Annotated in this window: 11 protein-coding genes and 1 pseudogene; all 12 read left to right on the forward strand. The window is 63.3% G+C overall.

What is annotated here, in order from left to right:
- Window positions 1–168 precede the first annotated feature (168 nt).
- A partial coding sequence (mobF, locus tag IFT82_RS07915) for a MobF family relaxase (RefSeq protein ID WP_244646598.1) occupies window positions 169–3,324 on the forward strand: 3,156 nt, incomplete at its 3' end.
- A 170-nt stretch (window positions 3,325–3,494) separates the two neighbouring features.
- Window positions 3,495–3,674, forward strand: a 180-nt coding sequence (locus IFT82_RS20545; RefSeq protein ID WP_207105751.1) for a hypothetical protein, incomplete at its 3' end; no start/stop codon positions are given.
- A gap of 37 nt (window positions 3,675–3,711) precedes the next feature.
- Window positions 3,712–4,038, forward strand: a 327-nt coding sequence (locus tag IFT82_RS07925; protein ID WP_207105752.1) for a hypothetical protein, incomplete at its 3' end; no start/stop codon positions are given.
- Between the two features lie 965 nt (window positions 4,039–5,003).
- Window positions 5,004–5,255 (forward strand): hypothetical protein, encoded by a 252-nt coding sequence (locus IFT82_RS07940; RefSeq protein ID WP_192125818.1) that lies wholly within the window; start codon window positions 5,004–5,006, stop codon window positions 5,253–5,255.
- Window positions 5,242–5,700, forward strand: a pseudogene (locus IFT82_RS07945) (hypothetical protein); the annotation flags it as partial. The gene IFT82_RS07940 and the pseudogene IFT82_RS07945, both read left to right, overlap by 14 nt.
- Window positions 5,701–6,558: 858 nt before the next feature.
- Window positions 6,559–7,308, forward strand: coding sequence for a hypothetical protein (locus tag IFT82_RS07955; RefSeq protein WP_192125821.1), 750 nt, complete (start codon window positions 6,559–6,561; stop codon window positions 7,306–7,308).
- A 60-nt stretch (window positions 7,309–7,368) separates the two neighbouring features.
- A complete protein-coding gene (locus IFT82_RS07960; protein ID WP_192125822.1) occupies window positions 7,369–8,205 on the forward strand; it encodes a CsgG/HfaB family protein in 837 nt (278 codons plus the stop codon).
- Between the two features lie 490 nt (window positions 8,206–8,695).
- Window positions 8,696–9,088, forward strand: a complete 393-nt coding sequence (locus IFT82_RS20550; RefSeq protein WP_207105753.1) for a hypothetical protein — start codon at window positions 8,696–8,698, stop codon at window positions 9,086–9,088.
- Between the two features lie 370 nt (window positions 9,089–9,458).
- The gene (parA, locus tag IFT82_RS07970; protein ID WP_192125824.1) at window positions 9,459–10,133 is read left to right on the forward strand and encodes a ParA family partition ATPase; all 675 of its coding nucleotides are present in this window, start codon (window positions 9,459–9,461) and stop codon (window positions 10,131–10,133) included.
- Complete coding sequence (locus IFT82_RS07975; RefSeq protein WP_192125825.1) at window positions 10,130–10,438, forward strand: ribbon-helix-helix domain-containing protein; 309 nt, start codon at window positions 10,130–10,132, stop codon at window positions 10,436–10,438. The genes parA and IFT82_RS07975 overlap by 4 nt, the downstream gene beginning before the upstream one ends.
- A gap of 335 nt (window positions 10,439–10,773) precedes the next feature.
- The gene (locus tag IFT82_RS20555; RefSeq protein WP_207105754.1) at window positions 10,774–10,995 is read left to right on the forward strand and encodes a hypothetical protein; all 222 of its coding nucleotides are present in this window, start codon (window positions 10,774–10,776) and stop codon (window positions 10,993–10,995) included.
- A 50-nt stretch (window positions 10,996–11,045) separates the two neighbouring features.
- Entirely contained in the window at window positions 11,046–12,050 is a 1,005-nt protein-coding gene (locus IFT82_RS07985; RefSeq protein WP_342355074.1) for a tyrosine-type recombinase/integrase, read from the forward strand.
- Window positions 12,051–12,058: the final 8 nt, after the last annotated feature.

The following is a 12,058-nucleotide window of genomic DNA, read 5'->3' on the forward strand; positions in this document are numbered from 1 at the left end:
TGGCCAAGCGGAACGCTCGGGCGACGACGATGATCGCCACGGTAAGGCTGGACCCGTGCGGGCTACGGAGCCGACGCCGGATCGGGCTGAGGACTTGTCGACCCGCGAGGCACGCGACGCCTTCCCCGATGAAATCGAGGACGGTGGCCTGGGTGTGGGTGACTGACGATGCATTCGATCGCGACCGTCAAATCGGCGTCGGGCGCCGCCAAATATTTCGCCAAGGACGACTTCGTCAGCGGTGAATATTACACTGACGAGAAGGCCGGCGAGGTCAGCATGTGGGGCGGCGAAGGCGCGGCTGCGGCTGGCCTCGAGGGGAGGGTTTCCCAAGAAACCTTCGCCAAGGTATTGGGCGGCGAACTGCCCTCTGGCGAGCGGGTCATGGACCAGCGGCAGTCGCGTCGGCCGGGCTATGACCTGACCTTCTCCGCGCCGAAATCGGTGTCGGTGATGGCTTATATCGCCGGGGATAAACGCATCCTCGGCCCCGACGGCGCGCAGACCAAAGCCGTCCAGCAAACCATGGCCTGGATCGAGAAGAACCTCGCCGAGACACGCATTACCAAGGACGGCAAGACCGAGACGGTGAAGACCGGCAATCTGGTCTATGCGCTGTTCCAGCACGACACCAGCCGGGCACTCGATCCGCAGGCCCACGACCATGCCATTGTCGCCAACATGACCAAGGGGCCGGACGGCAAGTTTCATGCCCTCCACGCCGACCGAATCTGGTCGAATAACAGCGTCATTGGCTCGATCTATCATGCCTTCCTCCGCACCGAACTGGAGAAGCTGGGATACAAGACCGAGCTGACCGGGAAACACGGCACCTTCGAGATCGTCGGGGTCCCGAAGGATGTACTGGAAGAGTATAGCCAGCGGCGTGCAGACATCGTCGCGACTGCGGAAAAGCTTGGCATCAAGAGCATGCAGGGGCTGCGCGATGTCACCACCCGAACCCGCGATCCCAAGCTGAAGGTCGACGATCGCGACGGTCTCCTGAAAGATTGGATCGACCGCGCCGCTGCGCTCGGCTTCACCGGCAAGGATCTGCTGGCCGCTGCCGAGAAGGTGAGCAAGGACCGGGAGACGTCGCCACTCGAACGCAGCTACCATGCGATCGCGGACGCGGTGAAGGTCGCGATGGAAACCGTGTCTGGGTTACTGCGATCACCGGACCCGTTGGTCGACCGCGGTATCGTCCGGTTCGCGCAATCCACCGGCCAGGCAAATGCGCAGCTGGCAGTGGCATCTGCGGTCCGCAGCCTCGATCAACGCGAAGCCGCCTTCGACAAGGACAAGGTCGCCAAGAAGGCGCTCGACTTCGGCCTGAAGGGCGTCACCATCGACCATGTCGAGGCCAGGGTCGAGCAGCTTATCGAGAAGGGCAAGCTCCTCGCCGGCGAGATCACGGTCGAGGGTAAGACCGTTGCCGCCGTCACCACGCCGGACGCGCTCAGGACCGAGGAGGCCATCCTTGCCCGGATAGAGGAAGGCAAAGGCGCTGGCACCCCGATCGTCACGCCTTCCGCTGCGCCGGACCGGCTACAGGCCGCCTCCCCTCACCCGCTGAATGAAGGCCAGCTCGCGGCCGCGACGCTGATCGTCTCCACCCCGGATCGCATCGTCGCCGTCCAGGGCATTGCCGGCGCCGGCAAGTCGACCATGCTGCAGGCCGTCGCCCGCGTCGTCGAGTCCGAAGGCAAGTCGGTGCTGGGCCTCGCTTTCCAGAACAAGATGGTCGCCGACATGAAGGAAGGCATGGCGCGACCCGACGCCATTCCCAACCGCGAAATGTCGGTCGACCAGATGCAGGCCTCTGGGGTCCAGGCGGAGACGATCGCGCACTTCATCTGGCATAATGCCAAGCACGTCACCAACCCCAACACTCCCGAAGCACAGGCACGCCGCGCGGAGTTGAAGGACACGGTCATCGTCGTCGACGAGACCTCGATGGTGTCGAACCGCGACATGCTCAAAATGCTGACGATCGCGGAAGGACTCGGCATCGAGAAGATCGCGCTGATCGGCGATCGCCAGCAGCTCCTGCCGATCGATGCCGGCAAGGCCTTTGCGATGATGCAGGCGGCCAGGATCGGCATGGCCCGCATGGATGATAACCTGCGCCAGCAGACCGACCAGCTGCGCACCGTCGCGGCGCTCGCCAACGTCGGCAAGGCGGGCCAGGCCATGAAGGTGCTTGGCGACAAGGTCGTCGAACACCAGGAGCCATCCAAGCACGCCTCCGAGCTATGGCTGGCGCTGTCGCCGGCGGAACGGGCCGAGACGGCCATCTTCGCGTCCGGCCGCGAGACCCGCGCCACAATCAACGAGGAGGTGCAGAAGGGCCTGAAGGCGGAAGGCACCCTCAAGGGGGACGGGTTATACATCGCCGTCATCCAGAACGTGAACGTCGAGCGCGAGGACCTGCGCTACGCCAGGACCTACGACAAGGGCCAGCGCCTCGAGATCAAGGGCCGCATGACGGATGTCGGTCTCGAACGCGGGGTTGCCGAGGTGAAGCGGACCCTCGCGAACGGCCGGGTTGAGATCGTCCAGAACGGCAAGACGATCCGGTTCAATCCCCAGCGGATCGATCCGATGATCGACAAGGATCGGATGTCGCTTGCGACCGTCGAGACGATCCAGATTCATGAAGGTGACCGCATCCGCTGGACCGACAACGACAAGGACCGCGGCATCTACAACGCCTCGCTGGCGACGATCACCGGCATCGAGGGCGGCAAGGTCACGGTCGAGCTGGCCAACAAGGACCAGGTCACGCTCGAACACAACGACAAGATGATGCAGCGGATGGACCTCGCCTACGCGCTCAACATGCACATGGCGCAGGGCATCACCGTCAACAAAGCCATCACGGTCATGCAAAGCTGGGAACGTAACCTGTCGAACCAGCGGCTGTTCAACGTCGGCGTCACCCGCATCCGCTTCGACCTGACCATGGTCGTCGATAACCAGCAGAAGCTGGAGATGCAGCTGGACAGGAACCCCGGCGACAAGACCTCCTCGCTGGAAAGCCTCGGCCGTCTGGATATCGATCGCGCTGTGGTTCAGAGCAAAGCGGCCGACGATGCCCTCACGAAAGCGATGGACAGCCTCGACCAGGCCGGCAGCGAGAAGATCCTGATCGATCCCGCCAGCCTCGACATGACCGACCTGCCGCCAATGGGCGCGTCGACCACCGACTATTCCGATATCAGGAACCTCGATGGCGAGATGCCATCGATGAAAGACGGCGACGATGCCGATCGTCGTGACGGCCGTGCCGATCGCAAGGATGACGAACTCGGCCTGACGCCGNCCGATCGTCGTGATGGCCGTGCCGATCGCAAGGATGACGATCTCGGCCTGACGCCGCGTGAACACGACGATCTCAGCGCCCTGCCCGCGATGCCCGGCCACGTCGAACAGATCCGTGGCCTGCCCGAAAAGAACCTCAGTCTGGATATGTGATGATGAGCAACACTCCCTTGACCGATCCGCCTGCCTCGCCCGTGCCGGCCGATCCGCCCCGTCCGACGCCAAGGCTCCTGATCGACATGGTCATGACCATTCTCGACAAACAGCAGGTCAGCCTGGCGCAGATGTTGAAGCATCTCAAACGCTGGGATCTTCCTGACTGGGAGCGCGAGCAGATCAACGATTTCGCCNCCACGCCCGACGCCAAGGCTAATGATCGACATGGTCATGACCCTTCTCGACAAACAGCAGGTCAGCCTGGCGCAGATGTTAAAGCACCTCAAACGCTGGGATCTTCCTGACTGGGAGCGCGGGCAAATCAACGATTTCGCCGACGTGATCCTGCGCATGACGCAAATGAGCCACGATATTCTCGACAAGGTCGTGCAGGGTTGGCCTGACCTGCTCGATGACGAGACGATCCGGGCCGGGATCGAACGTCATACCGCCCCCTTGCGCAATGCTGCCGAGGGTATCCGCCGCGACTGTTCGGTAACCCGGGTACTCGCCATCGATGGAATGTCAGCTGCCGAGAAGCACCAAGACGAACTGCTGNCCATCGATGGAATGTCAGCTGCCGAGAAGCATCAAGACGAACTGCTGCGCGCCATCGCCTTTGCGATCGATAGCCATTGTGACGGCCTTGGCAGCATCCTTGGCACCCCGGAGGGCAGTCGATGACGAAATTGGACCACTCCCGTCCAGAAATCGCCGACGAAGCGGATGCGCATCGCGATCAGATGCGCGGCCGTCTTCGTGCTTTCGAGGATAAATGGTTGGCGTCGCCATGCGGGCAACAGCCGGAGGCAGCACATGGCCCTGGCTGATCGCGACTATATGCGAGACCCGCCCAGACCGCGCGGCCGTACCACTCGCTTGGATGCCGCGCCGACCGATGGGGTCATCTGGGAGGCGACGATTGATCCCTCGCCAGCCGCTGAACCGCCATTCCTCCACCGCCGGGCGATCGTGCTGGCTCTCTGGCTTGCCGGCGGGATCGCCGTCTTCGCGGCGATGTGGGTGATCGGCTGCGCAATNCACTCCCGTCCAGAAATCGCCGACGAAGCGGATGCGCATCGCGATCAGATGCGCGGCCGTCTTCGTGCTTTCGAGGATAAATGGTTGGCGTCGCCATGCGGGCAACAGCCGGAGGCGGCACATGGCGCTGGCTGATCGCGACTATATGCGAGACTCGCCCAGACCGCGCGGCCGTACCACTCACTTGGATGCCGCGCCGACCGATGGGGTCATCTGGGAGGCGACGGTCGATCCCTCGCCAGCGTCTGACCCGCCAAACCGCCATCGACGAGGGATCATGCTGGCGCTGTGGCTCGCCGGCGGGGTCGCCGTCTTTGCGGCGCTGTGGGCGATCGGCTGCGCAATGATCGCCGCCCAATGGCACGGCCAGGGCACGACGTTCACGCCGCCATCTACGCAAGCCAAACCACAAGCCGGGGGGAATAATCATGGAGCAGGTTAGGATCGGGCCACTGGTGACGGAGGCAGAGGCACTTGTTGCAATGACCGTCGGTGACCTGGCGGACAGCTTCCGGACACAGTCCTTCCACCTGATGCAGGCGCATCCGATCGCCGCTGCACACCTGGTGCTGGCGGCCGCCTCGATCGCGCCGACCTGCGCGGCCGAGCAAGACGTCGCCGACGAGTTCTCTTTCGTCATCGTCGATTTCGCGCAGCAGCACGGGGTCCTCCACCAACGCGCCGTCAACCGGCGGGCGCAGGAAACCGCGGGGGTCGCGCATGGGCATCGATGACCGCGACTACATGCGCGATCGCTACCGGGAGCGTCAGGCAAAGGCCACCGGCTCGACGTTCTGGAACGATCGCAAGTCCAGGGTAGAGCAGCCGCACGACAAACACGGGAAGGCCGTGCCGCTGGGTAGCGCGAGCTGGATCGGTGGCAATGGCGGCGGTGGTGGTGGTGGCTGGTTCGAGGCAGCCGGTCGCCGGTTCCAACATCGCCATGACCGGCATCGGCCCAAGCGCCGGGTTCGGACACATCCGGCGAAGAAGTGGATCATGCTGCTATGGGTGGTGCCGATCCTGATCCCCGCCTATCGCGAGGCCAAGCGATCGGGTTGGTTTCCTGACCGCGTTGCCGAGATACGGTATCCGTCGTCCGGCACGGTGACGGTCAACAACGGCGTCGATCCAAAAACTGCAACATCCAGACTGCATGTCACGACCAACAACGCCAATNGCTTCCGGACACAGTCCTTCCACCTGATGCAGGCGCATCCGATCGCCGCTGCACACCTGGTGCTGGCGGCCGCCTCGATCGCGCCGACCTGCGCGGCCGAGCAAAACGTCGCCGACGAGTTCTCATTCGTCATCGTCGATTTCGCGCAGCAGCTCGGGGTCCTCCACCAACGCGCCGTCAACCGGCGGGCGCAGGAAACCGCGGGGGTCGCGCATGGGCATCGATGACCGCGACTACATGCGCGATCGCTACCGGGAGCGTCAGGCAAAGGCCACCGGCTCGACGTTCTGGAACGATCGCAAGTCCAGGGTAGAGCAGCCGCACGACAAACACGGGAAGGCCGTGCCGCTGGGTAGCGCGAGCTGGATCGGTGGCAATGGCGGCGGTGGTGGTGGTGGCTGGTTCGAGGCAGCCGGTCGCCGGTTCCAACATCGCCATGACCGGCATCGGCCCAAGCGCCGGGTTCGGACACATCCGGCGAAGAAGTGGATCATGCTGCTATGGGTGGTGCCGATCCTGATCCCCGCCTATCGCGAGGCCAAGCGATCGGGTTGGTTTCCTGACCGCGTTGCCGAGATACGGTATCCGTCGTCCGGCACGGTGACGGTCAACAACGGCGTCGATCCAAAAACTGCAACATCCAGACTGCATGTCACGACCAACAACGCCAATGCCGTCGTGCAACTCTACAAGTGGAAAACCAACGAGCACGTCATCTCGGTTTACGTCAGGGGCGACGACGATGTTACGACCGCCATACCGCCGGGGAAGTATCGCATGCAGATCGTCGAGGGCGANCGGGGTCCTCCACCAACGCGCCGTCAACCGGCGGGCGCAGGAAACCGCGGGGGTCGCGCATGGGCATCGATGACCGCGACTACATGCGCGATCGCTACCGGGAGCGTCAGGGCAAGGCCACGGGCGGGACATTCTGGAACGATCGCAAGTCTAGGGTAGAGCAGCCGCACGACAAACACGGCAAGGCCGTGCCGCTGGGTAGCGCGAGCTGGATCGGTGGCAATGGCGGGGGTGGCGGTAGCTGGTTCGAGGCAGCCAGTCGCCGCTTTCAGCACCGCCATGACCGGTATCGGCCCAAGCGCCGGGTTCGGACACATCCGGCGCAGAAGTGGATCATGCTGCTATGGGCGGTGCCGATCCTGATACCCGCCTACCGCGAGGCCAAGCGATCCGGTTGGTTTCCTGACCGCGCTGCCGAGATACGGTTTCCGTCGTCCGGCACGGTAACGGTCAACAACAGCGTCGATCCAAAAACCGCAACATCCAGACTCCACGTCACTACCAACAACGCCAATGCCGTCGTGCAACTCTACAAGTGGAAAACCAACGAGCACGTCATCTCGGTTTACGTCAGGGGCGACGACGATGTTACGACCGCCATACCGCCGGGGAAGTATCGCATGCTGATCGTCGAGGGCGACAAGTGGCACGGCCTGACCGACTATTTCGGATCGTCGACCACGACCAACACCGTTGTCGCGGCAATGCGGTTCGAGCCACGGACGATCCACTCGATCGACCTAAACAGGCGACCGAACGGAAACCTGCATACGCGACCAAAGCTCACTGGTCCGGAGGCACTGCGATGAACTCCGCGACCAGCTTCTTAAACCCGCACAAATCACACGCTTAAACAGGGAGACATCACCATGCAGAAGATCATCACGGCCCTTGGGGTCATCGCGTTGACTGCCTCACCGGCAGCTGCCCAGAAGCTCGGCAAGGGTGGCATCGGCATTGACGAAACGACGGAGGTGGCGCGTTGCGATCGACCGCTCGGCACGATCGCCCTGGTTGAGGAGCGCAGCGCTGCGAGCCCGACTGACGGACTGCCCGCCGGCATGGCGGCGCTGATCCGGATGGCCGAAGCGCAAAACGGTGGCGGACAGCGAGTGGACCCCCTGCCCCTCTTGAAAATGCTGGTGTCGCAGAGCGGCTGCTTCCAGATCGTAGACAGGGGCGAGGGCTTCGATGCTCTCCAGCGTGAGCGCCAGCTCGCTGCCGGCGGCTCGGTCGCAGGTGCCAACAACCAGGCAACCTTGAAGGCGGCCGACTACCTGCTGCAGGCCAAGGTCGTCTATTCCAACAATGACTCCGGTGGCAGCGGTGGTGGTCTCGGCTCGATGTTCCCGGGCGGCCTTGGCTTCAAGCAGAAGGTCAAGGCGAGCCAGACCATGCTGACGCTGGTCGAGGTCAAGACCGGCATCCAGCAAGCTGTCGCGACAGGCTCAGCCCGCAAAAAGGACCTCTCGATCCTAGGTGGCGGGATCCTGACCAATGCCGGCATCGGTGCGCTGGGTGGAAACTGCACATCGACTGACATGGGCAAAATTACATCGCTCGCGATGCTCGACGCCTTCAGGAAGCTGACAACGCAGGCACAGACCCGGCTCACGGCTGTTGCCGCAACGCCAGCGCCAGCGCCCGCACCGATGCCAGCGCCCGCGGTGCCGGCAGCAACTGTAGTAGTCCCCGCACGGCATTAAAGTGGAGAAAGGGAAGTGGTGTGGCGGAAGGCTGAAATGCTGGAAGCCCCCCTTCCCTCCACCTGACGAGCCAACGCCATGATGACACAATCAAACCTGTTCAGCCCGGCTGACGAGATCACCGGTGAAGTCGTCGCTGAATGTGAGGCGGTTGTAGCGGATGCAACGCCCGCTCCGATTGCGATACCTTGCGGGTTTCGCGATCTGCATAACGGTCCATGTCGGCGTCTTGGTAATTGGCCTGTGATGACGGACGGTAAGCAAATGGCTTGTCGCAATCGGCCGATGGTCCACTGTGACCCGGCCTGCTTCAAAGGCGACCCCCCTGCCCCGGATCATGGCATCGCCGGCGACGACGTCATATGGGCTGAAGAAGAGGCCGAGTATGCCGACGTTCGGTAGTTCTGAGACGACCTTCGGCCCGCATTTAAGCGGGGACTCGACCCAGACCCCTTACACCGGGGTTCGTTGTCCATGCTGTGCGAGCAAGGTGGAGCAGCTGCCTCGGCTCTGGACCATCAAGCCCTGCCGTGTGTGCAGGCGACCGCTGACACTCGTCTGGTTTCTTGGAAGGCCTCGGACGTATCGTCTTCACAGCCTGCTCGACGTAGGTGGTGCGATCTACGGTCTATCGACCTTGGATCTAATCACCGCTTTCATCCTGTCCGAGATGAACGCTCGAACGTTCGCCAAAATTGTTACCATCTTGCTTTTCGTATTCGGATCGCTGCTTTTGGTTGATGGGGTGTTGGGCTTCGGCACGCGCATTGATCGTACATGGAGCGTCGTTCGCCGCGGGGGGATCGCGAAACTTATCGGCGGCGGCAAGGCGGCAGCAGGTATGACGGCCTTCGGTCTGGTCCTGGTCGGGCTCACCCTTTAACCCAATGCATACATCAGCTCTCACCTCTACTTTTGTGCACAGGTGCACAATGGCGGGCGATCTTTTTTCACGCTATCGCTGTGGCGCACAAGCGCATAAGCGCACAAGCGCATAAGCGAACAAGCGCATAAGCGCGTTTCCGCACTGGCGCACTGGCGCACTGGCGCACCAGCGCATGAGCGCACGGATGCGTCCATGCACTAACGAACAGGCGCATTCGTGCACCTATGCGATACCGGACACGCGCAACAGCGCACAATTGCGCTTGCACGATACCGCATGAGCGCGCAGATGCACATGTGTGTCTGCGCGCTGGCGCACCGTAGCGATTGTGCACCAACGGCTGACACTACAAACTGGAGGCGTTGCCATGCAAACTGTTGCTTTGATTGCACAAAAAGGCGGCGTAGGAAAAACGACTCTTGCCATTCATCTGGCAACCGCGTTCGCCGCAGAGGGACGCAACACGCTATTGCTGGATCTCGATCCGCAGGCGAGCGCAACGGAGTGGAAGGACCACCGAGAAAAAGAAGCACCGGCTGTCCTGTCGATCCAACCCACGCGATTGGCCAAGGTGCTTGAGGAGGCGCGCGCGATCGGAACGGATATCGTCATCCTCGATACCGCGCCGCACAGCGAAAGCACTGCGCTGGAGGCGGCTAGAGCGGCCGACCTAGTCCTGGTTCCTTGCCAGCCGACCATCATGGACCTGCGGGCGATGTCGAAGACCGTGGAGTTGCTTCGGATGGTAGGCAAGTCGGCCTTCGCGATTCTGAATAGCGTCCCGCACCAGGGTTCAGGCGGTCAGGAAGCCGCCGACACCATCACAACGAGCTTTGGCCTCGAGGTGGCAGATGCCCGTTTCGGTGATCGGGTCGCGTTCAGTCGCTGCATGATATCGGGGGAAGCGGCACAGGAGGTGGAACCTCAGGGAAAAGCCGCAAGCGAAGTCGCGGCTTTTCACCGATGGGTTGCCGCACAACTGGACAAGCGCATAGGCGCACCTGTGCACAGGCGCACTCGTAAGGCGGAGAAGGTGGCATGACGAAAAAGGTCGGGTTCGCAGCAGGGCTGGGGAATCTGGAGCGGCTTGGAGGGAAGGTCGCGACACCGCTTGCGCCCGCATCGCCGGCTACCGTCCATGTGGTAGGATCTACGGAGCCAGCGGGCGAGACAAAGCCTGGCGGACGATCTGGAAAGGTGAACATTGCGGGATATTTCGACCCAGCCGTTAGGAAGCAGCTTGCGATGCTGGCTATCGAACTGGAGACAGATCAGGTGAAGCTGATGGCCGAGGCGTTGAACATGCTATTCGAGAAACATGGACGATCGCCGATCGCCGCGGCCTAGCTTGATCGGAGGGGCGGGGGGGGGGGACATCAACTCACGCCCCGGTCAAAAACGGCGCAGAATGGGTGAGCATCATCGTTTCGGGACGCTGCACCTGCGTGGTAGCGATAAGGTTTATTCATGCTACTACGAAACGTTAAAGCGTCAGCATGTGAGAAAGGGCCGATCCGAGCATGACCAAGGCGGAAATCATCACTGACGACGCCAACGGGCCGCTGCCATCGACTGTCCGCTGGCGCGGCCGTCCACGGCTTCGAACTTCACCGGCCCCGACCGCGACTGAGCGGCCCCGGCCCGGTATGGAAAAGGCCATCGACCGGTTGCTTGAAGCAGCGATGCGCGGCGAAACCGGCCATGTTATCCGTCGCTGGCCGGTCACCTCGCTGACCGAACTGCGCGATGCGATCGACGCCGCCATCGAGGTCGTCACCGAAGCTGGCGGCGCCGACATTGGCGTGGGTCCGATCGATGTCGTGCTGGCGCACTTCCCGCGCGGTGACGGCAAGCCGTACCGAGTGAGCTTCAACAAGCCAGTCGGCTCCAACGACGAGGCGTGATGGGCGACGCGGAAGGGGAGGATGCGGGCGGGGCAGGGGACAAGGCGGTTGTGCTGATCCCGGTCGCGCAGGCTGCGGAACAACCGCTGCTGACAGGGATCACGCCGGAGGATGACGCGCGGGTGCAGGCGTATGTCGCGCGCGCCTCGGCCGCGTCGACGATACGCGCCTACCGATCGGACTGGCGGCTGTTCACGGCCTGGTGCGCCGCGCGTGGGTACCGGCCGCTGCCGGCGACGCCAGAAGTAACCGGCGCTCACCTCGCCGAGATCGCCGAGATCGGCACCGCCTTCTCCGCGGGGCGGCCACTGTCCAAGGCCTCGATCGAGCGCCGGCTGGCCGCGATCGTGTTCGTCCACCGCGCGGCCGGCCTCGAGCCGCCCACCACCCAGACCGGCGCCGCGACCCTCACCACGATGATGCGCGGGATCCGCAGGGCCAAGCGCGCGGACAAACCCGGGAACAAGCGCCCCGCCGACGCCGACGTGCTGCGCGACATCATCCGCGGGATCACCGGCGACACTATTTTGGAGCTACGCGATCGGGCGCTGCTGACGATGGGGATGATGGGCGCGTTCCGCCGCTCCGAGCTGGTCCGGATCCGGGTCGAGGACATCGCCCCGCATCCGCGCGGGCTGACGGTCTTGATCCCGTTCTCCAAGGGCGACCAGGGCGGGGCCGGGCAGTCGGTCGCGATCCTGGAAGGGCGGCGGATCGAGCCGGTGCGCCACTACCACGCCTGGATCGAGGCGGCCGGGATCAGCGAGGGGAGGGTGTTTCGCCGGCTGACGCCGCACGGACGGGTGACGGACACCGCGCTCAGCGAGCAGTCGGTGGCGCTGGTGATGAAGAAGCGCGCCGCGGCGGTGGGCTACGACCCGGCACTTTTTGCCGGCCATTCCCTTCGCGCCGGATTCCTGACCGAGGCGGGGCGGACCGGCGCCACGCTGTTCAAGATGAAGGAACACAGTCGGCACAAGTCGATCGAAATGCTCAGCGCCTATGTCCGCGACGAAGAGGCGTTTCGCAACCACGCTGCCGAGGGCTTCGCGTAACCCTATGC

This window comes from Sphingomonas sp. CFBP 8760 (assembly GCF_014841615.1).
In the GTDB taxonomy this organism is placed as follows: domain Bacteria; phylum Pseudomonadota; class Alphaproteobacteria; order Sphingomonadales; family Sphingomonadaceae; genus Sphingomonas.